Genomic DNA, 24,566 nt, shown 5'->3' on the forward strand with positions numbered 1-24,566 from the left:
GTGACCCAACCGGGTCAGCCGCAGACGTCCATGGCCCGCGACTCGCGGAACGACTCCCCGTGCTGCGGGAAGTACCAGGTCACCCGCTGGTAGGCGTCGTCGCCGCTGTCGTCGTCGCCGCCGTCGTCACCGTCGTCGTCGCCGTCGTCGCCGTTCCGGTCGCCGCAGGAGCCGAGGTCGAAGGCGATGACGGTGGCGCGGTCCTGGACGCCGGGTGCGTCCGGCTCGTCGCCGGGTCGGTAGAGGGCGGTGCCGCGGCCGGTCGCCCGGTCCTCGCCCCAGTCCTCCCAGGTCACGCCCGTGACGACGGCCCCGTCCTCGCCGTCGATCTCGGCCGGCCGGGCGACGCCGATGCCCCGTCCCGGCCGGGCACCCGCGCGGCCGAGCAACGGCCCGTCGCCGGGCGCGGTGTTGGTGGTGGGCACGATCGGCGGGCCCGCGACCGGCACCGGCGGCGGCGTGGGCGGGGCCGTGCTCGTGGGGGCGGCGGCGACGGGCGCGATCTCCGGCGTGGGCACCGCGCCCCGGGCCAGCCATCCCCCGGCTCCCCCGAGGAGGAGCAGGAGCACGCCGAGCAGCACGAGCGGCCACGGCCGGCGGCGCTTCTCGACGACGGCGGGTTGCGGCGCGGTGGGCGGGCTCCCGAGTTGCGGACCACGCTGTTCGACCACCGGCACCTCCTCCGGCTCGTCCGAGCGGCTGTCGTGTGCGGCGGAGTATGCCGTTCGCGTCGCGGCACGGTCGAGGACCCCGGCTACTGGTCGTGGCGAGCTGCTGACGCTCGGCGTCCACCGTGTGCCACCGCTGACACGACGCCCCCCGCGGCCTACCGCCCCACGGTGACCTGGGCTCCCGTCGTCGTGAGCTGCTCGCGGGTGAAGCCGACCGTGTCGGCGATGCTGCCGCCCACGCCGACGCGGTAGAGGGTGTCGTTCGCCGGGACGTCGGTGAACAGCACGTCGAAGCGGCACCCGTCGGCGTAGGGCCGGCTGGAGCGCCAGCGGTCGACGGCGTACCCCGTCGCGGGCATCGGGGCCGTGGCGACGAGCCGGCCGTCGGAGCCGAAGACGGACACCGACCTGCCCGTCACCGACCGCGGGGCGCACGGCACGCCGGGCAGCCCCAGCCCGGCGGTGCTCACCACCACCGAGCCCTGCACCGACATGGTCCGGTTCGCCGCGACGACCGACGAGGCGATCAGCCCGCTCACCGCCAGCAGCACGACGACGCCGGCCGCGATCCACCACGGCCGCCGCGAGCGGCGGGGCGACGGCGGGACCGGCGCACCGCCCGCGTCCATCCAGCGGATCCCGCTCGGGGGCGTCGGGGTCCACGGCTCCAGGGGGCGGCGCGGCGCCGGGATGTGCGTGACGGCGGGCGTGGTGCGGTCGACCTGGGTCATGGCGCCTCCCCCGAGCAAGGTGCCCTCGACGTTAGGTCATGGTGTTGCGCAGGTGCCTGCCGAAATAGACGACGTGCACCTTGCGGGTGCGTTCCACCCACGTGAAGTAGATGCGCGGCGCCAGCCCGGCCGACGAGATCTTGATGTGCGACTCCACGACGCGCGGCTCGCCGTCCACGTCGAAGGTCCGGGTGTCCGGCCAGCGGTCCATCACCGACTTCGACTCCCGCATCGCGAGCTTGCGCGGGTTCGCCGGCCACGCCATCGGGTGCCCGGAGTTCCAGCACCACTGGAAGAAGTCCGCCTCGACGCCGTCGCGGATGCGGGCCCGGGCGTACCAGGCCAGGGCCCGCAGCGCCCGCCACGCCTGTTCGCCCCACGCCGCCCCCGCGGACTGGCGGTCGAGCAGCTCCAGGTCGACCCCCGCCGTCGTCGGGAACTCGAGGTGGTCGCCGAGGTGCTTGCGGGCGAGCGCCGCGGCGTCGCTGCAGTCGCGGGCGTGGACGGGCGCGACGTCGAGGTCCTCCAGCCCGGCGTCGGCGCGTTCCCCACGGAGGCGGGCCAGGTCGGCGGTGAGCGCGCGGAGCTGGTCGCGCAGGCTCGCGACCTCGTGCTCCAGGTCGCCGTACTCCTGGATCACGCCCTCCGAGAGCGACCGCTCGTCGGCGAGGTCCTGCTCCAGGTCGGCGATGCGGGCGGTCGCCTTCTCCAGGGTCGCCCCGACCTCCGCCGGCGCCTGGGCGTCGAGGTGCGCGCGGGCGCGGTCGTAGGAGTCCGGCGGGCGACGCCCGGTGGAGGCGGGGGCGACGAGGCCCGCGACGATCCGGCCGGCCAGCCCCGGCTTGGTCCAGTAGCGGTCCGCGCGGACGTCGAGACGGCGGTCGGCCGTGGCGTCGTCGGCGGTGGCGTCGGCGGCCGGGTCGAACCCCGGGAGGTACACCCGCAGCCCGCCCGGCGAGATCGGGGAGTCCTCCCCCAGCGCCCCGGCGAGCGCCGACCCGCCGTCGGGATCGATGACGGCGACCGGTGCGAGGCCCGCGACGTCGCGCACCGTGCGGCGGACGACGGCGTCCAGGACGCGCCCGTCGTCGACCGGGACGTCGTCACCGAGGTCCGCGAGGACGACGACCGGGACGTCGCGGTCGGCGTGCGTGACGAGGTCGGCGAGCTCCTCGGCGCCGTCGTGCCCGCGGTAGCGCATCGGCGCCGAGCGCAGCACGACGCCGTGCCGGGTGGCCTTCGTGCTGGTGAGCAGTTCGCTGACGAAGATCGGCGGTCGGGGGACGATCGGCTCGTTGGGGTGGTGGGAGGACGCGTCGACGTCGACCCACACCCAGGCGGCCGCGCCCTCGTGCTCGACGGTGCCGCCCGACCAGGCGCGCAGGGTCGTCGTCCACCGGATCCCGTCGCGGCGGTTCGCGATGAACACCGCGCGGACGATCGCGGTGATCTTCGTGTCGGTCGGGTCGCGGTGGACGTCGCGGCGCAGCGTGTAGCGGTCCTGCTTGCTGGTGCGGATGCGGCCGTCCGGCGCGAGCGGGCGGTGGTCGCGCTCGGCGGCGCGCTCGGCCCAGCGGGTGAAGGCGTCGTCGGCGAGCTCGACGGCGGCCGGGTCGTCGGAGGACCAGATCGCGCGGTAGAGCGTGCCCATGGCCCTCCCCTAGTAGGCGCCTCGCGATCCCAGGACCGCGCCGACGGTCTTCCACAGGATCGTGGCATCCAGCGCCGGTGACCAGTTCTCGACGTACCGGAGATCGAGACGCACCGACTCCTCCCAGCTCAGGTCGCTCCGTCCGCTCACCTGCCACAGCCCCGTCATCCCCGGGCGGACGAGCAGCTTCCGGCGGGCGTCGTCCGCGTACTGCGCGACCTCGCGGGCGAGCGGCGGGCGCGGCCCGACCAGCGACATCGACCCGCCGAGCACGTTGAACAGCTGCGGCAGCTCGTCGAGGGAGAGCCGTCGCAGCACCGCGCCGACCGGGGTGACCCGGGGGTCGCGACGCATCTTGAACAGCGGCCCGGCGCCCTCGTTGCGCTGCTGCGGGACGTGCCGGTCGGCGTCGACGACCATCGACCGGAACTTGACCATCCGGAACGTCCGGCCGTGGATGCCGACGCGTTCCTGCCGGTAGAACACCGGCCCGCCGTCGCGCTTCACGAGCGCTGCGATGACGGCGAGCGCGGGCGCGAGGACGAGCAGCAGGGCGGCGGCGCCGAGCGTGTCGACGACGACCTTCGCCGCGCGGGCGGTCCCGGAGAACCGCGGCTCGGTCAGCCGCAGCATCGGCAGTCCGTCGACCGGCGCCACGTGCAGGCGCGGCCCCCCGACCTCCATCAGCCCGGGGTCGACGACGAGGTCCACGCCGGTGCCCTCGAGGTCCCACGCCAGGCGGTGCAGCCGTCGCGGGGACCAGCCGGGGGCGGGTGCGACGGCGACGACGTCGATCCCGAGCTCGGCCACGCGGCGGGGCACGTCGTCGAGGTCCCCGACGACGGCCGTGGCGGCGTGACCGTCGGCGCCGGGCGTGCACGCCGCCACGACCCGCCACCCGTGCCACGGGACCCGCTCGGTGCGGGCGACCAGGTCGGCGGCCGCCTCCGGGGTCCCGACGACGAGCACGCGGGCCATGGCGCGCCCGTCGCGCCGGGCCGCGTGCAGCACGCGCCGCACCAGCCAGCGCCCGACGAGCACGGCCAGCCCCGCGGCCGGCAGCACCCCGACGACCCACGGCCGCAGCCACTCCGCCTTCACGGCGAAGCCGACGAACGCGAGGACCAGGGTCGCGCGGACGAACGCGCGGGCGAGCCGATTGAACTCCTCCGTGCCCTGCCCGAGCACCTGCGGGTCCCACGCGCGGAGCGCGGCCAGGAACGCGAGGGCGACCCCGACCGCGACGGTGCTGCCGAGGACCGCGTCGACGGCGATCCACTCCCGCGTGAGCACGCCGACGGCGGCGACCGCGGCGGTGACGGCGACCAGCAGGGCCAGGTCGGTCACGACGACGGCGCGGCGCAGGCGGGCGCGCCACGCCCGGGAGGTGCCCGGCGCCGGGATCACCTCGGGGGCCGGTCTCGTGGTGGTGCCCGGATCGATGGCCATGCGCGCTGAATCCCCTCGTCGCGGTCGCCCCCCGTAGCGACTCTGGTCCGTCGTGCTCTCGCCGTGGACCTCGACGGTGCCCCGAACGGGCTATGACGCGGGTTCGTCCAGACGCTGCGTGACATCACGCTCGGTGTCAGCGGGTGCGTTAGCGTCGTGACCCGTCGTCGGGAAGGGGTGGGCATGGCGCGGCCGCCGTTCGGGGAGCTGCCGGATCCCGACGACTCCGACGACCCTGACGACGGCTACTGGCCCGGTCAGCGCACCACGTGGGGCGGGCGGGGCCGGACGTCGGTGGTCGTCGTGGTGGGGGCGCTCGCGGCGGTGCTGGTGGTCGTGCTGGCGCTGACGTTCCTCTCCGACTCCGACGCCGGGTCGGGCACGGCCGCCGTCGGGAACCCGCCGCCGGTGCTCGCGGAGTCCGTGGCGCCGGGGACCCCGGTGCAGCTCGGCGGCTGGTCCTACGAGATCGGGGTCGGCCCGTTCGCGCCGAGCACGCGAGGCTCGACGGCGGGCTCGCACCTGCTGCTGGCGCCGATCGTCGTGCGGAACACCGCGGGCGCGCCGGCGCCGAACCCGCTGGCCTCGTTGCGGGTGCAGATCGGCCTGCGGTCGCTGCCGGAGTCGGTGACGACGGGGCCGTCGGCGGTGCTGTGCCAGAACCGACCCGCCGTGTCGCCGCTGGGGGCGGGCCCGGCGTCGTACCCGGGCCTCCCGGCGGGGGCGTGCACGCTCGAGGCGCGGATCAGCGGGGCGGGCGGGGCGATGCTGGAGCCGGGGGCGGAGGTGCGGGGGACGCTGCTGTCGACGCCCGTGCCCGACGCGGTCACCGACACGGCGCCGTCGGTGTGGACGGAGACGCGACCCGGGGTGTGGCAGCAGGTGGGGTGAGCTCCGCGTGCGTGCGTGCGCCGAGTGCAACGTGGGGCAGGTCGTCGGGCTCCGATTCCTTCGTGGTGTAGCACTCGCCGATGGGGGCGCCAGGTCCCGGCACCGAGTGCGACGTGAGGCAGGTCCGCCGGCCGCGATTCCTGCCTGACGTAGCACTCGGCGCCGGCGGGACGTGGTCGTGCCGGTGGATCCGAACTTCTGTGGCGTGTCGCGCTGGATCTTGCGCGTGTCGCCACAGAAGTTCGGACCGTGCCGGCGGGCCGCCCCCCTCGACCGGCCCGCCGACGGGATCAGAAGACCTGGAACTCCGGGGCCTTGGTCTTGCCGCCCTTGTCGGACTTGCCGTCCTCGGACTTCTTGCCGTCCTCGGACTTCTTGCCGTCCTTCTCCTTGGCGGGCTTGTCCTTGTCCTTGTCCTTGTCCTTGCTGCCCTCGGGCTCGACCGGGGTGACCGTGACGTCCTCGGGCGCCGTCTCGGTGGTCGGCTCGCCGACCGGGGTGGTCGCCGCCACGTCCTCGGCCTTCTCGTCGTCCTCGCCCTCCGGCGCGTCGGGCTCCGCGATGGGCGTGGTGATCTCCTCGTCCTCGACCGCCTCGTCGTCGGCCTCGTCGTCGCCGAGCATGTCGTCGATGACCGGGAGCGTGCCGCCGTCGTCGTGCTTGCCGTCGTCGTGCTTGCCGTCGTCGTGCTTGCCCTCGTCGTGCTTGCCCTCGTGCTTGTCGCCGTGCTCGTGCTTGTCGCCGTGCTCGTGCTTGTCGCCGTGCTCGTGCTTGTCGCCGTGCTCGTGCTTGTCGCCGTGCTCGTGCTTGTCGCCGTGCTCGTGACCGCAGCCGCAGTCCTGCTCGTGCTTCTGGCCGTGGTCGTCGGACTTCTCGGTCGTCTTCTCGTGCGACGTGGGCATGTCGCCGGCGAAGGCGACCGTGCTGCCGCCGCCGACCAGCGTCAACGCCGCGACCGCGGTGAAGGCACCGCGTCCGGCGAGTCCCTGGAGCTTGCCGTCGCGACGGCGGGGAGCGCTGTGTGCACCCATGGTGAGGTCCCTCCTCGATCGTGAGATGAACGCACGGCAGGAGGACCCGGCGCCCCCCGAACCGGGATGGCGCGGTCACCGACCGTCGCCCTACACCGATAACGAAGTCATCACGGACGGGTGACGCCACCATCTCCGAGAATTCCTAGAACGCCTTCTGAGCTGCAGGAACGGCACGATCTGCACACTGACGAAATGTCACCGGCGTGGAACTCGATCGGCCGTACCCGAACTCGGTCGGACCTATGCACGATCGGGTGAGCCCATTTCGACGACGAGGACGGAGCCCGGACCCGGCGTGCGGAAAGGTTGCGGAAAGCCGGGACCGATCCAATGCGGATGGTGGACACCGGCCGGGAGGGGACGCTCTCAGAGCGCTCGGCGGAGTCCCAGGGGCAGGACCGGCCCCGGGGTGTCGGAGGGCCGCCCCGGGACCGGTTCGTCCAGGTCCTCCGCGAAGCCGTCCGCCGCATCCGCCCACGGGTACCAGCCGAGCGCCGTCGCGGTCGCCGCAGCCGCCCGGAAGCGCCGGTGGGCCTCGGCCCGTTCGCCGCGCGCGGCGAGGGCGAGGCCCCGGTAGAGGTCCAGCGGCCCGAGGAACGCCGCGCCGATGCCGACGACCACCGTCGAGCCGGGGTCGTCGGGCAGGGCGCGCAGCACGAGGTCGGCGGTCGGGCGGTCGTCGAGGGCGTAGGCGGCGCACGCCGCCAGGCAGAGCCCGACCCGGTCGAACAGCCCGCCCTCGCGCCCGTGACGGCGGCGGTGGAACTCCGCGAGGTGCTCCCGGGCTCCGTCCCCGTCGCCCCCCTGCACGGCGTCGACCGCGGCGCACGCGGGCCACGCCGGCTCGCGCGGGTAGTTCACGGCCGTCTGCGCCGGCAGGCCGCCGAGGGTCGGCAGGCTCCCCGTCAGCAGGTGTCGGATGACCAGGTGCGCCCCGAAGGCGCCGAGCGCGTCGGCGATGCCGAACTCGTGGGCGCGCCCGAACGCGTCCTGGGCCACCTGGTCGGCCTCCTCGACCTTGCCCGACGCCAGCAGCGCCGACGCCTCGACCAGGCCGACCGCCCAGATCGTCCGCGGGCGGTGCCGCCGCTCGGCCTCGGGACCGAGCTCCGCCTGCAGCGCGAGGGCCTCGTCCAGCTCGCCGGCCCCGACCAGTGCGGCGACGAGCAGCTCGTCGGCCTCGAGGCGCAGCGTCACCTCGTCGGCGGTGCGGGCGAGGGCCGCGGCGCGGCGGGCGGTCGCGACCCGCTCCGCGGCCGGGACGGACACCCCGATCTGCAGGTAGGCCCGCGTGACGGCGATCTCGGCCGCCAGCACCGGCTCGGCGCCGCCGTCGCCCATCGCGAGCAGCTCGCCGACCAGCGAGGCCGTCCCGCCGCCGTCGATCTGCTGCTCCTCGACGACCAGGCCGCGCAGCACCCGGGCCCGCTGGAGGTCGGTCAGCGGCAGCGCGTGCACCCGTCGCAACCGCTCCAGGCGTCGCGGCCGGCCGGCGACCGACGGCCCCAGCGCGTCGTCCCCCAGGGCGGCGGCGACCGCGTCGGCGACCTCGGCCCCGGGATCGGCGACGACCGCGTCGAACAGGTCGGCGGCCTCGTCCACCCGGCCCTGCACCTCGCGCACCAGGCCGCGCAGCAACCGCACGCGCACCGGGCGGGAGGTGGCCGGGGCCGCGGCGTCGAGCAGCTCGAGCGCGGTGGAGAGCGCCCCGTCGCGGTAGGCGGCGAAGGCGGCGGGCAGGTGCGCGTCGGCGACCTCGACCGCCGGCAGCAGCACCGCGGCCCCCACGGCGTGGCGCAGCACCGTGAACGGCTCGGCGCGCCCGTCCAGGGCGGCGAGGCGGGCGCGGTGGAGCTGGGCGCGCACGACCGCAGGGACGGTGTCCAGGACGGCGGTGGCCGTGAGGTCGTGGCGGAAGGCGAAGCCGTCGCCGGTGGACTCCACCAGGGTCATCCCGACGGCGGGTCGCAGGTCGCGGGTCAGGGTGCGCTCGTCCACGCCGACGGCGGCGGCGAGCTCGGAGACCGGCAGCGGCCCGAGGACGGCCAAGGCCTCGAGCGCCTGCCGGCAGGGCTCGGGCAGCCCGCCCAGCTGGTGCTCGAGCAGGGGCCGCAGCCGCTCCGGGACGCGCCGCGTCGCGGCCTCGCGCGCGGCCTCGTCGGGAAGGTCCTTCAGCTCCGCGAGCAGCGCGGACAGGTGCAGCGGGTGTCCGCCGGTGCGTTCCCAGAGGGTGGTGACGAGGCGGTCCCCCGCCTCCCCGCAGCCCATCGCGTCGACGACCATCGCCCGCGTGCCGGCCTCGTCGAGCTCGGTCAGCGGCAGGCGGAGGACGCCGTCGAGCAGGGTGAGGTCGGCGGCGGTGTCGCTCCAGGTCGGGTGGGTCACGGTGCCCGGCTCGCGCGCCGCGACCAGCACGACCACCCCGGCGGGCAGCCCCGCCTGGCCCAGCCCGCGCAGGACGTGCAGCGACGCCGGGTCGGCCCGGTGGGCGTCGTCGAGGACGACCAGGACCAGGCCCTCCGCCGCGATCGCCGCGAGCCGGCGGCGCAGGGTGCGGCCCGGGGTCGGGTCGCGCAGCGACGGCGGCGCCACCCCGACCGCGTGCAGGGCCTGCACCCACGCCGCGAACGGCGCCTGGTCGTGCTCCCACAGCCCGTGCCCGACGGTGCCGCCGCGCCGTCCGACCTCGTCCTTCGCGGCCCGGAGCAGGGTCGACTTGCCGATGCCCGCCTCCCCCGCGACCACGACGACGTGGCCGGCGCGGGTGTCGTCGAGGGCGTCGCGGATGGCGGCGAGGGGTGCGCCGCGCCCGACGACGTCGCGCCGGCGGCGCTGCTCGACGTCCAGGACCGCGCGCTCCGCGGCGCGCAGCGCCTCCCCGGCGTCGACGCCGTGCTCCGCGCGCAGCACCGCCCGGGTCGCCGCGAGCAGCTTCAGCGCCTCGCCGGTACGCCCCTCGGCGTGCAGGGCGAGGGCGGCGACGGCGGCGATGCCCTCGTGGTCGGGGTCCTCGTCGAGCACCGGGGCGGTCAGGGCGATGACCTCGCGGGCGCGGCCCTCGTCGAGCAGCCGCTGGGCGTGCTCGCGGACGACCTCGCGGTGCGAGCGCCGCACCCGCTGGCTCTCGGCGGCCAGCCGCGGTCCGGGGCGGCACCCGGGGAAGGCCTCGCCGCCGTACTCGACGAGCGCTCCGGCGGGGTCGCGGCCCGCGGCGTCGAGGAAGCGGCACAGGTCCACCGCCGAACGCGGGATCTGCAGCGCATACCCGCCGCCGGTGCTCTCGACGAGCGCCGGGGACACCCACTTGCGCAGCCGGGTCACCTGGACGTGCAGCGCGGCCGCCGGGTTCTTCGGCAGCGCGGTGTCGTACAGCTCGTCGATCAGCGTCGTCGTCGCGACCGGCCGACCGGGATCGAGCGCGAGGTGGGCCAGCAGCGAGCGCAGGATCGTGCTGCGCACCGGCGGCGTGCCCACCACCTCGACCGCACCGAGCAGACGAACGTCCGTCACCACTCCCCCAGGAGTCACCGCCCGTGACCTCGTACGCCGACCATACGTCCGAAGCGGTCATCGCCATAGAGCAGGTCGCCGCAGGCGACATACTCCTGGTCACGCCGATCCCCGGCGAACCGCTTGGGGACATGATCACCCGGCTCGACGGGTCCGCGTTCTCGCACTCCGCGATCGCGACCGGGGACGGCGACGGGCAGATGACGTCCGCCCACATGTCGTTCTGCCGGACCCGCCCGTTCGACCTGGGCGGCATCCGCGCCGACCACGTCTCGCACTTCTGGGATCTCGGCCAGTCGGTCTACCGGCTCGCCCTGCGCCCAGACGTGCCGCGCGGGCCCGCCCTGGAGCGCCTGGAGACCCTGCGCAGCCCGGACGACGACGGGACGTTCTCGGTCCCGAAGATCGTCATCGTCGCGATCGCGCTGGCCACGTTCGCCCACGACCTCGCGCCGGCGCAGGCCGAGGAGGTCCGTCGGCTCGCCGTCGACGCGGCCGGGGCGTGGGAGGGCGTGCCGGACCGCCGCGAGTTCTACTGCGCGGAGCTGATCGCCCGCCTCTACGACCGCCGGTTCCCGGTCGACGCGCTCGCCCCCGTCGACCCGCAGCGGCCCGCGACCGGGCCGCAGGCGCAGGAGGGGTTCCTGGACTCGCTGCTGGTCCGCACCCTCGGCTGGCTCACCGAGGACGACCTGCAGGCGCCCTACGACCGGCTCCTGGCCGCCGTCGAGAAGGCCATGCCGACGTTCCTGGACCAGGCGGCCGTCGACATCCTGCTCAGCCCGTTCCTGCCGCGCGGCGGGCCGGCGCTGCACCAGGGCCGGTTCACGCCGGCGACGCGCACGGACTCGGTGCTCGGCCCGTGGCTGCCGTTCGGGCTGGTGACGCCGCGGATGCTGCTCGACGCCCCGTGGACCGCCGACCACGTGGACCGCATCGACGGTCCCGGCGCCCCGCTCCCCCCGCCGCCGACGCCGGTGTGACCTTCCGGAGGCGCGACCGTTACCTCGTTCGGCGCAGTCGTACCGGATGGGGTGGATTGACGTGGTGACGCCGGGCCGCGCTCGTACGTTGGGGTGCCCCGGCACTCCACCGAAAGGACGAGCGCACCGTGCGTCGCCTCCCCCTGCTGATCGCCGCCGTCGTCGCGATCGTGCTGGCCTCGCTCGTGCACGGCACCCCCGAGCCGACCCCCGCGACCGCGGCCCCGGCGGGCCGCGCCGGCTTCTCCCCCGGCGGCTCGTTCCTCTTCGCCGACGCGGCCTCCCAGTCCCGGGAGGTGTCGACGATGAAGGCGGCCGGCGCCCGCTGGATCCGGCTGGACGTGGACTGGTCCGCGATCGAGACCTCCCGGGGGTCCTACGACTGGACCCGCACCGACCAGGCGGTGCGCTCCGCCGTCACCGGGGGCCTGCAGGTGATCGGGCTGATCGGCTACACCCCGTCGTGGGCGCGACCCTCCGGCACGTCGAACCGCCGTCCGCCGACGAACCCGGCCGACATGGCGGCGTTCGCGACGGTCATGGCGAAGCGCTACGGCCCGTACGTGAACGTCTGGGAGGTGTGGAACGAGCCGAACCTCGCGAGCGCGTGGAACCCGTCCCCCGACCCGTACCAGTACGTCAAGCTGCTCAAGCCGGTCGCGGCGTCGCTGCGGGCGGCCGACCCGGGCTCGACGATCCTCTCCGGCGGCATCTCCTCCGACGGTGACGACGGGGCCCCCGGCCACTACGCGACCTCGGCGTGGATCTACGCGCTCTACCAGAGCGGCGCCCAGTCGTCCTTCGACGGGATCTCGTTCCACCCGTACTCGTTCCCGACGCTGCCGTCGAGGACGGGGTCCACCGGCTTCGCGGCGGTGCCCACCCTGCGGAACTACATGGTCTCCCGCGGGGACTCCGCCAAGGGCATCTGGATCACTGAGTTCGGGTCGCCCACCCTGCCCGCGCCGGGCGTCGTCACGAACGAGCAGCAGGCCGCGATCCTCGCCGACGCGTTCCGGCTCGTCGCGCAGTGGCCCTACGTCCGGACGTTCCTCGTCTACAACCTCCGCGACGGCCTGCCGACCAGCAGCCGGGAGCAGCACTTCGGCCTGCGCACCCTCTCCGACCAGCCGAAACCGGCGTGGACGACGTTCACGACGAACGCCCCCACGTTGTAGTTGTCCGGCGGACGGACGGGATAGGACGGCGGAACCGGGGTTGTCCGGAACCCTTCCCCGAGATCATCTCCGCCCGGTATCCCTTCTCGGGTGACCACTCCCGCGCCCGCGTCGGGGCCGGAGTTCCGAGGTCTCGAGGGGCACCCCGGAGCAGGCGGACGGGGCGGGAGTGGTCACCTGGACGGGTAACGGCCGGGGGTCTGGGGGGCGATGACCGAGCGTGCCGCGACCCCAGCGTGAGCTCGACCCCGCCGGCGGCCCGCTCGTGGAGTTCGCCCGGGACCTGCGCGCCCTGCGCGAGGCGGCGGGCAGCCCGAAGTTCACGACGATGGCCCGGCGGACCGGCCGCTCCAAGACCGCGCTCGCCGACGCCTCGGCCGGACGGCACCTGCCGCGCTGGGAGACCGTGGAGGACTACGTCCGGGCCTGCGACGCGGACCCGGAGCCGTGGCGGGCGCGGTGGGAGGCGCTGCGGACGGGCGCCGTGGTGGAGCCGGGGCCGGATGTCAGCGGTGGCACACGGCTGCCACCGGAGGTCAGCGGTGGCACACGACTGCCACCCGACGGGGACGCCGCACCCGACGAGCGTGGCGACCTGCTGACGTCCGACGGCAGCCGTGTGCCACCGCTGACACCCCGGGAACCCACACGACGCCGCCGCACCGTCCTGCTGGTCGCCGCGACCGCCGTCATCGGGATCGCGCTGGGCTTCCTGCTGGGCTGGGTCACCGTGCCGGCGCCGGAGGCCGCCCCGCAGACCGTCGAGGCGATCGAGGTGCAGAACAAGGTGGCCCTGGGCGCCGACCGGCTCGTCGAGGACCGCACGCCGGCCTACCTGTCCACGGAGGCGCTGTCGTACTGCGCGTCGCCGAGCCGGTCGTGCAAGGTGCCGGGGACGGAGATGGTGTCCGGGGCGGCGGTCGTCGCGAGCTGCTGGACGACCGGACAGATGATGTGGAACGTGGACCTGGCCGACCCGGACCAGGCGCGCAACCCCGACCGCGTGCAGTCCGACCTCTGGTACCGCGCGAGCTTCCCCGACGGCCGCACCGGCTACCTCTCGGAGGTCTACGTGGTGCGCGGGGACCGCGGCGGACGCGGACTACCGCGCTGCACGCCCTGACGCCAGGCCCTCGACCCACGCGACGTACGCCGCGTGCGCCCGGCCGGCGCCCAGCGCGTCCTCGGCGTACACCCGACCCCGCGCGCCTGCGACGTCGTCCCCGGCCGTCGCGACGACGGCAGCCAGCAGCGCCTCCGGCTCCCCCGGATCCACCCGCACGCCGGCGTCGGCCCGCGCCAGCTCCGCCGAGGCGGCCGAGTGGCCCCACGACGCGGCGACCACCGGACGGCCGGCCGCGAAGTACGACGTCAGCTTCGACGGCGCGCTCATCTCGGCCACCGTCTCGGCCTCGTTGACGACGAGCACGTCGGCCGCGGCGAGGGCGTCGGGGAAGCGGTCGCCGGGCAGCGGGTCGAGGAAGGTCAACCGCTCGATCCCGGCGCCGAGGGCCTCGAGGCGGGCGCGCTGGTTGCCGTCGCCCAGGAGCACGAACCGCACCGGGGATCCGGCGGCGTCGGCGCGCCGCGCGGCCTCCACCACGTTCTCCAGCCCCTGCTTCACGCCCATGTTCCCGGCGTGCAGCGCGATCAGCTCGTCGTCGCGCCACCCGAGCTCACGGCGCACCGCGGCGCGGTCGCCGGTGGGCGGCGCGATGTGCGACCAGTTCGGGATCGTCGTGATCCGGTCCGCCGCCACGCCCAGCGAGGTGAGCGTGGAGGAGAACTGCGGGTGCACCACCGCGACGCCGTCGGCCCGGGAGAGCAGCGACCCCTCCAGCCGCGCCCCCAGCGACGCGATCCGCGAGGACGTCATGCCGGTCTCGGTCAGCGCGCGGGAGTAGAGGTCCTGGGTGACGACGCCGAGGGCGGTCCGGCCGGTGCGCTTCCACCGCAGGCCGGCCAGCACGGTGAGCAGGACCGGGCTGACGGCGATCACGACGTCGGGTCGCGGACCGCCGACCGCCGCGGCGTGCGCGGTGAAGGCGGCGTCCATGACGATGCGGCGGCGCGCGTCGGGGACGGCGGGGACCGGGTGGCGCACCCGCGTGACCGGCACGCCGTCGAGCACCTCGTGCCGGCGCAGCCCGGTGTAGCCCTCGGTCACCTCCCACGCCGGGTAGTGCGGGTAGCCGGTGACCACCCGCACCCGGTGCCCGGCCGCGTGCAGCGCCGCGACCATGCCGGTCGTGTAGGGGGCGTTGCCGGTGTGCTCCGGGGCGTAGTGCATGCCGATCACGCACACGTCCAGACCCGTCGTCGGGACCGGGCGGGGTTGCTCCCGCGCGCCGGGACGGCCCGGGGCCAACACCATCGTCTTCCCGCTCTCCCTCGTCCGCCGACACCGACCGATCCGGGTCCCGATGATCGGCGGCACGACAGAGCGGCACCCTGGTCATGGATCCCAGGTTTGCCAGGGCTGGGCCACACGAGAACGCTGTCCGATGCGCCACGTGTCCGATAGGTCCGTTGACGGTGACGCGCGATGACGCGGAGGATGGCGTGGTGTCGCCCGAACGCTCCACCACCGTTGAACCGACGACACGCAGTGACGCCGAGCCCGACCGCGCTCCGCGGGTGTCGGTGGTCGTCCCGCTCTACCAGAAGGAGCGGTACATCGGGCGGACGATCGCGAGCGTGCTCGACCAGACCTTCGCCGACTTCGAGGTCGTGGTGCTGGACAACGCGTGCACGGACGGCTCCGCGGAGGTGGTGGCCGCGTTCGACGACCCGCGCATCCGCGTGGAGCGCAACGAGGCCACGGTGCCCGCGCCGCAGAACTTCGACCGCGCGGTCCGGCTCGCCCGGGCACCGCTGGTGAAGGTGCTCATGGCCGACGACCTCGTGGCCCCGACCCTGCTCGCCGAGCAGGTCGCGCTGATGGACGCCGACCCCGCGCTCGCGCTCGTGTCGTGCCGGCACGACCTGGTGGACGACGACGACCGCGTGATCGTGCGCGGCCGCGCCCTCGGCGCCGCCGACCTGCTCGGCCGCCGCGACGGCGCCACCGTGCTGCGCCGCATCGTGCGCCACCGCGGCAACCCGATCGGGGCGCCGGGCAACATGCTGTTCCGCCGCGCCGCCTACGAGGCCTGCGGCGGCTTCCCGGCCGACACCTACGTGCTCGACGTCGGGCTCGCGGCCCGCCTGGTCACGCAGGGCGGCTTCTACGGGATGCCGGAGAGCCTGGCGTCGTTCCGGCTCGCGTCCGGTTCGATGACCTCCGCGCACCGCCGGGCGAACACCGGCACCCAGCACCGCTTCCTGCGCACCCTGCGCCGCGAGCACGCGGGGGTCGTGCGCCGCCGCGACATCGCGCTCGGCCTGGCCCGCGAGCCGCTGACCTGGCTGCGCTCGCAGCTGATCGCGGCCGCGTCCACCGACCCGACGTCGTGGCGCCACCACCTGGCGACCACGGCGCTGGGCCGGCGGCCGCAGCGGGGTCAGCGCGGCGTCGCGAACACCACCACGTTGTCGCGGTAGTTCAGCGTCCCGTCGTCGAACGGGCCGCCGCAGGTCATCAGCCGCAGCGTCGGCGCCGTCGTCGGGCCGTAGACCCGCTCGGTGGGCAGCCCGTCCTTGGCGAAGGTCTCCACGGAGTCCACCCCGAAGCGTGCCGTCCCGCCGTCGGACCGGCCGACCTCGATGACGTCGCCGGGCTTCAGGTCGTCCAGCGCGCCGAACACGGCCGGGCCGCGGCGGGTGTCGATGTGCCCCACCATCACCGACGAGCCGGGATCGCCGGGCACCGCGGACGACGAGAACCAGCCGACCTTCGAGAAGTCCGTGGGCACCTGCAGGGCGCCGCGGTAGTCGACGCGCAGGTCGACCGGGTCCTCGACGTCCAGGTCGATCGCGGGGATGGACAGCGACGTCGGGCGCGGACCGTCGGGCGGCGGGGCGGTGGCGATCGCCAGCGGCATCTTCACGGCGGGGGCGACACCGGCGAGCGCGTCGTCGTCGTCGGAGAACCAGCCGGAGACGGTGTCCCAGATGCCCCCGGCGGCGAGCCCCGAGTGGGCCAGCCCGCCGAGCCCGGCGCCGATCCCACCGGCCGGCGGGGTGGGCGCCTTCGGCGCGGGGGGCGCGGCGGACGTGGTCTCCGCGCTCGAGGGCTGCGGCGGCTCCGGGGTGCCGGGGGCGACCGGCGGCACCGAGGACTCCGCGGTGCGCGGGGCCTCGCTCGGCGTGGGGGCGGGCGCGCCGGGGGCGGGCGCCGGGGCGGACGCGGCGGAGGCGGCGTCGGCCACGACCTGCGTGGCGAGCCCGCCGTCGGCGCCGCGGGTGACGACCAGGGTCGCGACGGAGGTGCTGGTCACCGGCACCTCGAGGGTGGCGGACTTCCCGCTGCGGCTGGAGATGCGCAGCTCCCACGGCTTCGCGGCCACGGTCGCGTACGGGGTCGCCGAGCCGTAGAACAGGGTGCGGGCGAGCGGGATCTGCGGTGAGTCGCCGGACGGGTCGGTGGCGAGGACGTCGACCGGCCCGACCTCCGCGGCGGCCTGCACGATGCGCAGCCCGCCGGAGCCGGCCGCTGCCGGGGCGGTCTCGTCGTCGAGCACCTGGGCCTGGGTGGCGCCGTTCGGGCCGATGTCGACGAAGGTCGCGGTCTGCGCCGAGCCGGCGGGCACGTCCACGCCGACGTCGAACAGCGGCGGCGCGCTCGCCGGGGCGCCCGCGGGGCGGCCCTGGATGCGGTAGCTGCCGGCCGGCTCGGTGAGGTACGGGCTCACCGCGCGGTAGGCGACGTCGCCCGCGACCTTGGTCAGCGGCAGGTCGGGGCCCTGCGCGTACATGTCGACCGCGGGCGTGTTCGGCGAGAGGTGCGCGAGGCGCAGCATGCCGGTGCCCGGGTCGGCCGTGGCCTCCCGCACCCCGACGACGGTCACCGCGCCCACGGCGACCACCACGGCCGCCGCCGCGGCCCCGAGAACCCACCAGACCCGCCGTCGGGAAGCTCCTGCCATGACGCTCCTCTACCCCATCCGGGCGACACCTATGTGGCTGAGTCCTCGGGTCGAGCTCCGCTGCGCTCCGTCTCCCGGCAGCCCTACTCGAACGTCCGACCCCACAGCTGCCGCCGCGAGGTCACGCCGAGCTTCGCGAAGACGTTGCCGAGGTGGTAGCTGATGGCCTTCGGCGTGACGTAGAGGGCGGCCGCGACCTCGCGGCTCGTGAGGCCCTGGGCGACCAGCTTGACCACCTCGCGCTCACGCGGGGTGAGCGTGTGGTGGTCCGCCGAGGCGGCCGACACGGCCTCCACCGAGGCGGCCGGGAGGGTGTCCGGGGTGCGGCGGACCGGGACGGGCGTGGTCTGCGGCAGCATCGGGCCGGTCGTCGCGGGCTCGCCGTGGGCCAGCTGGGCCGCCCGTCCCTCGTCGGGCTGCTCGTCGTCGGCCAGGAGGCCCTCGACCAGGTCGTCCGTGGTCGCGGTGGGGCGCTCGGACCCCCGGGTCTCCGACGGCGGCCCGTAGACCCCGGGCACGCCCGCGTCGATCTCCGCGTCCACCGCCACGACCCAGCGCTGGGCCCCGAGGGCCGCGAACAGCCTCCGGGCCGCCGCCAGGTCCTCGGCCGCGGTCGTCCAGCCCTGCCGGCGGGCCAGCGCCCCGGCCGCGGCGTGCAGCGCACCGACCTCGACCGGGCAGGTGGACGCGCCCTCCGGGTCGGCGGCCACCAGGTCCAGCGCGCCCCGGTAGATCGTCCGTGCCCCGTCGATGTCGCCGCGCGCCTCGGCCATGCGCGCGAGCAGCCGGTGGCGGGCCAGCACGAACCACAGCGGGGTGCCGCCGACCGGCCAGCCGTGCACGATCTGGTCCGCGACCGTCACCCACCCGACGTCGAGCGCGGCCTCGGCCTGCAGGGCGCGCCACGGTGCGGTGGGGCTGGACAGCAGCGGCGGGACCGGGTCGTCGGCCAGCCCGGTGAGCAGGCGGTGGGCCCGCTCGGCGTCGCCCTGGGCGTGCGCGACGAGCGCCTCCCCGACGGTCACCGTGAACAGGCCGAGCGCGTGCGGGGACCGCCCGAGGTCGGCGCGGGCGCGGTCGAGGTGGGCCTGCGCCTCCGCGCCGCCGCGCACCGCCACGATCGTCGCCCACGTGGCCCGTGCGGACGGCCCGATCCAGGCCGCGCCCGGCTCGGCGTCCGTCGTCGCCCCCACCCGGGCCTCGGCCTCGGCCTCGTCCCAGCGGCCGAGCCGGAACGCCGCCTCGGCCAGGTAGAGGTGCACCAGCCGGCCCATCGTGGTCGCCGTGCCGCCCCGGATCCGGTCCAGGCCCTCGTGCAGGCGCGCGTACGCCTCGACGATGCGGCCGTCGGCGAGGTTCAGGCGGCCGGCGACGATCGCGGGGTCGGGGCCGTACGCCCCGGCGAGCCGGTCGGTCAGCACGTCGAGCCCCGCCGCCGGACCCCACTGCTGGGCCCGCCCGCTCGCCTCGACGACCGCGGCCTCCTCCAGGACCCGCGGGTCGTCGGACAGCGACGGGACCCGCGCGACCACCTCGACCGCCCGCGCGCCCCGGCCGTGCTGGACGTGGTCGTACCCGAGCCGGACCGCGGCGAGCGCGAGGACGTCGTCGGGGCCGTCGGCGTCGTCCACCGCGGCCTGCAGCACGACGTGGGCGTCCGGGTCGCAGGCCTCCGAGGCGAGGACGCCGAGCGCGAGGTCGCGGGCGGCGCACGCCCGTGCCTGGCGCAGCTCGGGCTCGAGCTCGCGCAGCCGGGCGACCGCCCCCGAGCGCACCAGCCGGACCCCGGCCTCGAGCAGGCGCGCCTGCCGGTCCGCCCCGACGGCGGACAGCTCCGCCGCCCACAACAGGCGGGTCGCGGCCTCGTCGTGGTCGGCGACCTCCGCGCGGGCGGACTCCTCCAGGGCGTCGGCCATCGCGGGGTACGGGCGCCCGGCCGCGCCCGCGACCGCGTGGGCCAGTGCCGTCCGGCCGCCGACGACGAACCCGGCCGTGCAGTGCAGCTGCGCGATCCGCCCCGGCGACTGCCGGCGGTAGACCGCGTCGCGGACCAGCCGGTGCACGAAGCGCAGGACCAGGGTCGGACCGTCCGCGGTCGCGACGACGAGCCCCGCCTCGACGGCGGCGTCCACCGTCTCCGGCGCGGTCGACCCGGGGTCGGACTCCGCGACCTGTTCCAGCAGCGCGACCGTCGCGGGCTCCCCCACGACCGCGAGCGCGCCCAGCAGGCGGCGGGTGCCGGGCGGGAGACCCTCCAGCGCTCCGGCCACCTCCGTGGCGAGGCTGCGGGGCGGCGGCGGGGGCGCGGTGCCCGCCAGGACCTCGTCCGGGACCTGGCGCAGGAGCAGCTCGAGGTGCACCGGGTGGCCGCCGGTGGCGGCGGCGAGCCGCTCGGCGACGACCAGGCCGGGGACGGGAGCCGCGGGACGACGGGTGGCGACCAGCGCCGCGACCGCCCGCGGGTCCAGCCCGCCCACCGTGACGGTGCGGACCTCCGTCGGGCGCCGGCCCGGGAGCTCGCCCCCGACGGCGTCCGGGGCGAACAGCCGCGGCCACCAGGCCCGGGTGCCCTCCGGCAGGCGGGCGGGCTCGGTCGCGGTGGCGAGCACGAGGATGCCGCCGGCGTGCAGGCGGCGGAGGAGATCGGTCAGCACCTCGGCCGAGGCGGGGTCGACGTGCTGCAGGTCGTGCAGGGCGAGCACCACCGGCCGCGGCCGGTCGCCCGCGAGCGGGCGGCGCATCGCCAGGACCGCGTCGTGCAGGGCCATCGCGGAGCGGGCCGCCGTCGTGCGCGGCCCGGCGGTCTGCGCGTCCAGCGCCCGGGCCAGCTGGTCCACCGCGGCGAACGCGACCGGGGTCGCGGCGCGGGCCGGGACCGCCTCGGCCGGGGTCATCCGGACGACCACGGCGTCGTCGTGCGTGCCGGCGAGCTGGGCGCAGAACGCGTCCGCGAGGGTGGTGGTGCCGATCCCGGCCTCGCCGGTGAGCAGGACGCGGGCGGCACGGCCCCGGCGGACACGGTCCAGCTCGTCGTGGAGGCGGGCGATCTCGTCGCCGTGACCGACCCGCACCGGGGTGGTCGTCGTCAGCTCCGGCTCGGCCACGCCCGTCCCCGCCACCCCGGCCTCCCCGTCACGCTCGGCTACCGGTCCCACGATCGGCGGACCGACAAGTCGACACTAGCCGGACCGTGGAGATCGAGCTATCTCCGTAGGGTAGCTGATATTCACACGAACGGACCACTGCGACACATTTGTCCTCACGATGGAGTGACGCAGCCGGGACACACCCTGGGAACTCTTCCCAGGGTCCAGGCCCGAACCGGTCGACCACGATCCTCCCCGGCGGTAGTCCGGGCACGGCGTTCCTCGGAGGGGTGGTCCGTTGATGTCGTCGACAACGACATCGGAGTTCTCGGGAGGGACGGCGTCGACACCTCCGGCGCCCCCGGCCCCGGCACCGACCCGTGCGCCCGTCCCGCTCCCGCGACCGACCGCCGACCACCGGCGCCCGGCCGCCCCGCTGGACCCGCCGACGGCACGCCCGCTGTTCGGGCTCCGCCGGGCGGGATCGATCCAGGCGTGGATGCTGGTGCTGCCCGTCGACGCGCTCGCCGCCGCCGCGCCGGCCCTGTGGACCCCGGACTCGTGGAAGGCGTTCGCCGCGCTCGCGGTCCTCACCGTCGCGCTGGTCTGCGGCGGCGGCCGGTACCGCGCCCGGCTCCACCTGTCCGTGCTCGACGAGCTGCCGGGGCTGCTCGGCCGCATGCTCGTCGCGATCGCGCTGGTCGCGGCCGTGTTCGCCGTCCGGCACGACGACGTCGGCGTGACCGAGTTCGTCATCGCCTCGCTCGCCTCCGTCGGCCTCGTCGTCGTGGGGCGGATCCTCACGACGGCGGTCGTGCTCACCGCGCGGCGGCGCCGCATCGTCGCGCACCGCACGGTGCTGCTCGGCGGCGGCGACCTCTCCGGGGAGGTCGCGACGCTGCTGGAGCGCTACGCCCGCTACGGGCTCGCGGTCGTCGGCTACATCGACGCGGCGCCCGGGCCCGCCTCCGCGCGGGTCCCGTGGCTGGGCGGGCTGGACGTCCTGGACGACCTGATCGCCGACCACCGCGTCGACGTCCTGATCGTCGGTGACGGCGGCCTGGACGAGGGCGAGCTGCTCGACCGGGTCCGCACGCCCGCCGCCGCGCACTGCGACCTGCTGGTCGTCCCGCGCCTGCACGCCTTCGCCACGCAGAACGGCCACACCGACCACATCGGCTCGCTCCCGGTGATGCGCATCCGCACGCCCGCCCTCGAGGGGCCGGCCTGGGCGGCCAAGCGACTGTTCGACATCCTCGCGAGCGCCACCGCCCTCGTCGTGCTCTCCCCCGTGCTCGCGGTCTGCGCCGCCGCGGTGCGCTGGGAGGGAGGGCCCGGGATCCTCTTCCGCCAGGAGCGCATCGGCCGGGACGGCCGGCGGTTCCAGTGCCTGAAGTTCCGCTCCATGCGGCCCGCGTCCGATACCGAGTCCGCCACGCAGTGGACCGTCGCCCGCGACCCCCGCGTGGGCCCCGTCGGGCGGATCCTGCGCGCGATGTCGCTGGACGAGCTGCCCCAGCTGTGGAACATCCTGCGCGGCGAGATGACGATCGTCGGGCCGCGCCCGGAGCGCCCGCACTTCGTCGAGCGGTTCTCCGCCGAGCACCCGCGCTACGGTCAGCGGCACCGGGTCCCGGCCGGGCTCACCGGCCTGGCCCAGGTGTCCGGTCTGCGCGGGGACACGCCGATCTCGGACCGCGCCCGTTTCGACAACTACTACATCGAGAACTGGTCGCTGTGGCTCGACGTGAAGGTGCTGCTCCGGACGGTCGGCGAGGTCGTGCTCGCCCGGGGCCGCTGACCACGTCCCGACGGCGGGTGCTCGGCGCGGGGGCCGCGCTCGGCACCGCGGTCGCGGCGATGGCGGCCTGCGGGGCCGCGCCCGGGCCACCCGAGGCCGACGACGACCTGCCCCGCCCGTCCGGCACCCCGACCACGCGCGGGACGGTGCACGACGTGCGGGTCGCCGGGGCGCGCGGCGACGGGGTCACCGACGACGCGGCCGCGTTCACCCGGGCCCTGGCCGCGGCGGCACCCGGGGACACCGTGTTCGTGCCCGCGGGGACCTACCACCTCGTCCCGGAGCGGCCGCTGCGCCTGCCGGCCGGGGTGATGCTCGCCGGAGTCCCCGGTCGCTCGGTGCTGCGGATGACCCCGCGGGGCGTCGCCGCGATCGAGGTGTCCGGGGCCGACGCCGCCCTCGACGGGCTCGAGCTCGCCCGCGCCGGCGACGTCGAGACGGTGCTGCTGCGGGTGGGCCGGGTCGACCGGCTGACGCTCTCGCGCCTGGTGTTCTCCGGCGCCACCGACACCTACGACGCCTTTTGCCACGGCATCCAGCTCGGCGTCGCCGGGGACACCTCGACCGACCTGACGCTGCGCGACTCGCTCTTCCACCGGCTGACCTACGGGCTCTACCAGGCCAACGACTCGCCGGCGGTGACGGTCGGGGTCGACGTCTCCGGCTGCACGTTCGCCCGCAACGCCAACACCGACCTGGAGTTCAACAGCCCGTCCGGCTCGTTCCGCGACGTGCGGGTCACCGGCTGCACCTTCCGCGACAACGACTCCCCCGGGTTCGCGGTCGGCGTCGCCTACTGCGCGCGCGTCGAGGTGCGCGGCAACCGGATGACGAACTACCGGATGGAGGCGCTGCACGTCGAGGACTGGTCGTCCGACGTGACGATCGAGGGCAACACCATGACCGCGTGCGGGCTGACCGAGTTCGCGTTCGTCCAGCTCATCCAGGGCGTCACCCGCATCGTCGTGCGCGGCAACGTCTTCGACGCGACCGCGAACACCGAGCCGATCGCCGTCGTGCACGCCCTCGCGGGCGGCCGCGGGCTCTCCGCCGGCGGCCGGCCGGTGGTGCCGCCGACCGCGGTCACCGTCACCGGCAACGAGTTCCGCTGCTCCGAGGCCGTGCGCGCGGTGAGCTTCGAGGGCGTCTCCGGCGGCTCGGTCACCGGGAACCGGGTGAGCGGACTCGCGGCGCAGGACGCCGTCGAGGTCACCGGCTCCACCGGCATCACCGTGGCGTCGAACGCGGTCGGCTGACCGTCAGGCCAGTGCGCGTCGGGCCGCGTCCAGGACGTCGTCCGCGGTGCGCTTGGGCGACGCGGCGTCCTCGGGGACGTCCTCGCTCCAGCCGGTCCACGCGGCACGGGCGGCCTCCATCCCGGCGCGCACACCCTCCGCGTCCGGCTCCACGACCCAGGCCCCGTCGACGTCCACCAGGTTCTCCGCGATGCCCGCGCGCGCGGACACCACCACCTGCAGCCCGGCCACCTGCGCCTCGAGCGCGGTGAAGCCGTAGACCTCCTCGGTGGAGGGCAGCACCAGGGTCTGGGCCTGCGCGAGGACCTCGACGACCCCGGGCTCGTCGAGGAACCCGTGGAAGCGCACCCGGTCGAGCACCCCGAGCGCGCGGGCCTGGTCCTCGAGCGGTCCGCGCTCGACGCCGTCGCCCGCCGCGTCGAGGGTCGGCGACCCCGGGAGCCGGGAGAACGCGTCCAGCAGCGTGTGCACGTTCTTGCGCGGGATCAGCTGACCCACGACGGCGTAGCGGTGGTGCTCGGCGTCCGGCCCGGTCCCGGCGCCCGCGCGGAGCTCCCGCGGCCGCGTGCCGAAGGCCTCGAGGTCGACGGAGTTCACGGACTCGACGATCCGGTCGCGCTCCACGCCGGTGTGCAGGGCGGCGTCGCGGGCGGACGGACCCGGCACGACGACCGCGCCGGCGCGGGTGAACAGCCGCGTCCGCAGCCAGGCCACCGGCCCGCGGTCGAACTGGCGGGAGTCCAGCGTCGACTCCGAGAAGATCACGTACGGGACCCCGGCCCGGCGGGCACGCAGCATGGTCCACGCACTCGCGGCCTGCGCCCAGGTGGGGATGACGACGAGGTCGGCCGCGGCCAGCAGCCGGCGCGTGTGCCCGGGGCGCAGCACGGCCTGGTAGGAGTCCAGGCGGCGGGCGATCCGCTTCGGCAGCGGCAGCCGCCGCGACGGCAGCACCCCCGAGGAGTAGCCGGGGTGCGGGCGGTAGACGAAGTGCCGCTCCGGCTCCTCGGCGAACAGGAAGTGCACGTGGAAGTCGCAGCGGGCCGCCAGCTCGCAGAACAGCGGTTCGCGGTAGGGGGCCTGCGCGTCCGTGAGCCACGCGATCTTCATGCCGACGCCGTGCGCGTCGTGACCTACGGTCGTTCCCACACGGAGCAGTATCGTTCGTCTGGGGGACACGGACCATGGGAATGTGGGTCATCAGGCTGTGAGAAAACCCGTAGCGGTGATGGAGCTCGACCCACTGGGCCACCGTTTGAGGTACGTCCGGCTCCTGATGGCCGCCGTGGCACCCCCCG

17 protein-coding genes are annotated in these 24,566 nt (G+C 75.7%); 7 read left to right on the plus strand and 10 right to left on the minus strand.

What is annotated here, in order from left to right:
* Nucleotides 1-14 precede the first annotated feature (14 nt).
* The 4 genes from WCD74_RS01990 to WCD74_RS02005 all read right to left on the minus strand — a co-directional run bounded on the left by WCD74_RS01990 (nt 15) and on the right by WCD74_RS02005 (nt 4,502).
* Nucleotides 15-671, minus strand: a complete 657-nt coding sequence (locus WCD74_RS01990) for a hypothetical protein (RefSeq protein WP_337693139.1) — start codon at nt 669-671, stop codon at nt 15-17.
* Nucleotides 672-826: 155 nt separating this feature from the next.
* The gene (locus WCD74_RS01995) at nt 827-1,402 is read right to left on the minus strand and encodes a hypothetical protein (protein ID WP_337693140.1); all 576 of its coding nucleotides are present in this window, start codon (nt 1,400-1,402) and stop codon (nt 827-829) included.
* A gap of 31 nt (nt 1,403-1,433) precedes the next feature.
* The gene (locus WCD74_RS02000) at nt 1,434-3,053 is read right to left on the minus strand and encodes a hypothetical protein (protein ID WP_337693141.1); all 1,620 of its coding nucleotides are present in this window, start codon (nt 3,051-3,053) and stop codon (nt 1,434-1,436) included.
* Between the two features lie 9 nt (nt 3,054-3,062).
* The gene (locus WCD74_RS02005; RefSeq protein ID WP_337693142.1) at nt 3,063-4,502 is read right to left on the minus strand and encodes a sugar transferase; all 1,440 of its coding nucleotides are present in this window, start codon (nt 4,500-4,502) and stop codon (nt 3,063-3,065) included.
* 183 nt (nt 4,503-4,685) lie between these two features.
* On the opposite strand from WCD74_RS02005, the gene WCD74_RS02010 reads away from it, so the two are divergent.
* The gene (locus tag WCD74_RS02010; RefSeq protein WP_337693143.1) at nt 4,686-5,393 is read left to right on the plus strand and encodes a hypothetical protein; all 708 of its coding nucleotides are present in this window, start codon (nt 4,686-4,688) and stop codon (nt 5,391-5,393) included.
* A gap of 290 nt (nt 5,394-5,683) precedes the next feature.
* Here WCD74_RS02010 and WCD74_RS02015 read toward each other — a convergent pair whose 3' ends face one another.
* Together WCD74_RS02015 and WCD74_RS02020 are read right to left on the minus strand one after the other, a co-directional pair.
* Entirely contained in the window at nt 5,684-6,424 is a 741-nt protein-coding gene (locus tag WCD74_RS02015) for a hypothetical protein (protein ID WP_337693144.1), read from the minus strand.
* 369 nt (nt 6,425-6,793) lie between these two features.
* Nucleotides 6,794-9,937, minus strand: coding sequence for an ATP-binding protein (locus tag WCD74_RS02020; protein WP_337693145.1), 3,144 nt, complete (start codon nt 9,935-9,937; stop codon nt 6,794-6,796).
* Nucleotides 9,938-10,068: 131 nt separating this feature from the next.
* On the opposite strand from WCD74_RS02020, the gene WCD74_RS02025 reads away from it, so the two are divergent.
* From WCD74_RS02025 to WCD74_RS02035, 3 genes are all read left to right on the plus strand, one after another.
* Nucleotides 10,069-10,920 carry a hypothetical protein gene (locus tag WCD74_RS02025; protein ID WP_337693146.1) on the plus strand — a complete coding sequence of 284 codons (852 nt, stop codon included), beginning with the start codon at nt 10,069-10,071 and terminating at the stop codon, nt 10,918-10,920.
* 128 nt (nt 10,921-11,048) lie between these two features.
* Nucleotides 11,049-12,098, plus strand: a complete 1,050-nt coding sequence (locus WCD74_RS02030) for a cellulase family glycosylhydrolase (protein WP_337693147.1) — start codon at nt 11,049-11,051, stop codon at nt 12,096-12,098.
* A gap of 220 nt (nt 12,099-12,318) precedes the next feature.
* Nucleotides 12,319-13,221, plus strand: a complete 903-nt coding sequence (locus tag WCD74_RS02035) for a helix-turn-helix domain-containing protein (protein ID WP_337693148.1) — start codon at nt 12,319-12,321, stop codon at nt 13,219-13,221.
* On the opposite strand, the gene WCD74_RS02040 is transcribed toward WCD74_RS02035, so the two are convergent.
* A complete protein-coding gene (locus WCD74_RS02040; protein WP_337693149.1) occupies nt 13,201-14,472 on the minus strand; it encodes a glycosyltransferase family 4 protein in 1,272 nt (423 codons plus the stop codon). The two genes, WCD74_RS02035 and WCD74_RS02040, sit on opposite strands and share 21 nt — an antisense overlap.
* Nucleotides 14,473-14,735: 263 nt before the next feature.
* Between WCD74_RS02040 and WCD74_RS02045 the strand changes: the two genes are divergently transcribed.
* Nucleotides 14,736-15,641: a glycosyltransferase family 2 protein gene (locus tag WCD74_RS02045; protein ID WP_337693150.1), complete on the plus strand. Its 906-nt coding sequence runs from the start codon at nt 14,736-14,738 to the stop codon at nt 15,639-15,641.
* On the opposite strand, the gene WCD74_RS02050 is transcribed toward WCD74_RS02045, so the two are convergent.
* Both WCD74_RS02050 and WCD74_RS02055 read right to left on the minus strand, forming a co-directional pair.
* Complete coding sequence (locus WCD74_RS02050; RefSeq protein WP_337693151.1) at nt 15,602-17,125, minus strand: DUF4397 domain-containing protein; 1,524 nt, start codon at nt 17,123-17,125, stop codon at nt 15,602-15,604. The genes WCD74_RS02045 and WCD74_RS02050 overlap by 40 nt on opposite strands.
* 83 nt (nt 17,126-17,208) lie before the next feature.
* Complete coding sequence (locus tag WCD74_RS02055; protein ID WP_337693152.1) at nt 17,209-20,244, minus strand: helix-turn-helix transcriptional regulator; 3,036 nt, start codon at nt 20,242-20,244, stop codon at nt 17,209-17,211.
* A gap of 466 nt (nt 20,245-20,710) precedes the next feature.
* On the opposite strand from WCD74_RS02055, the gene WCD74_RS02060 reads away from it, so the two are divergent.
* Both WCD74_RS02060 and WCD74_RS02065 read left to right on the plus strand, forming a co-directional pair.
* A complete protein-coding gene (locus tag WCD74_RS02060) occupies nt 20,711-22,012 on the plus strand; it encodes a sugar transferase (RefSeq protein WP_337693153.1) in 1,302 nt (433 codons plus the stop codon).
* A gap of 17 nt (nt 22,013-22,029) precedes the next feature.
* Nucleotides 22,030-23,268 carry a right-handed parallel beta-helix repeat-containing protein gene (locus WCD74_RS02065; RefSeq protein WP_337693154.1) on the plus strand — a complete coding sequence of 413 codons (1,239 nt, stop codon included), beginning with the start codon at nt 22,030-22,032 and terminating at the stop codon, nt 23,266-23,268.
* A gap of 3 nt (nt 23,269-23,271) precedes the next feature.
* On the opposite strand, the gene WCD74_RS02070 is transcribed toward WCD74_RS02065, so the two are convergent.
* Complete coding sequence (locus tag WCD74_RS02070; protein ID WP_337693155.1) at nt 23,272-24,417, minus strand: glycosyltransferase; 1,146 nt, start codon at nt 24,415-24,417, stop codon at nt 23,272-23,274.
* Nucleotides 24,418-24,566: the final 149 nt, after the last annotated feature.

The organism is Actinomycetospora aurantiaca (genome assembly GCF_037401875.1).
Lineage (GTDB): Bacteria > Actinomycetota > Actinomycetes > Mycobacteriales > Pseudonocardiaceae > Actinomycetospora > Actinomycetospora aurantiaca.

Coding starts and splice junctions, on each gene's coding strand:
- WCD74_RS02000 (WP_337693141.1), bottom strand. CDS start 3,053: ATGGGCACGCTCTACCGCGCGATCTGGTCCTCCGACGACCCGGCCGCC.
- WCD74_RS02025 (WP_337693146.1), top strand. CDS start 10,069: ATGATCACCCGGCTCGACGGGTCCGCGTTCTCGCACTCCGCGATCGCG.
- WCD74_RS01995 (WP_337693140.1), bottom strand. CDS start 1,402: ATGACCCAGGTCGACCGCACCACGCCCGCCGTCACGCACATCCCGGCG.
- WCD74_RS02005 (WP_337693142.1), bottom strand. CDS start 4,502: ATGGCCATCGATCCGGGCACCACCACGAGACCGGCCCCCGAGGTGATC.
- WCD74_RS02050 (WP_337693151.1), bottom strand. CDS start 17,125: ATGGCAGGAGCTTCCCGACGGCGGGTCTGGTGGGTTCTCGGGGCCGCG.
- WCD74_RS02040 (WP_337693149.1), bottom strand. CDS start 14,472: ATGGTGTTGGCCCCGGGCCGTCCCGGCGCGCGGGAGCAACCCCGCCCG.
- WCD74_RS02010 (WP_337693143.1), top strand. CDS start 4,686: ATGGCGCGGCCGCCGTTCGGGGAGCTGCCGGATCCCGACGACTCCGAC.
- WCD74_RS02015 (WP_337693144.1), bottom strand. CDS start 6,424: ATGGGTGCACACAGCGCTCCCCGCCGTCGCGACGGCAAGCTCCAGGGA.
- WCD74_RS02060 (WP_337693153.1), top strand. CDS start 20,711: ATGCTGGTGCTGCCCGTCGACGCGCTCGCCGCCGCCGCGCCGGCCCTG.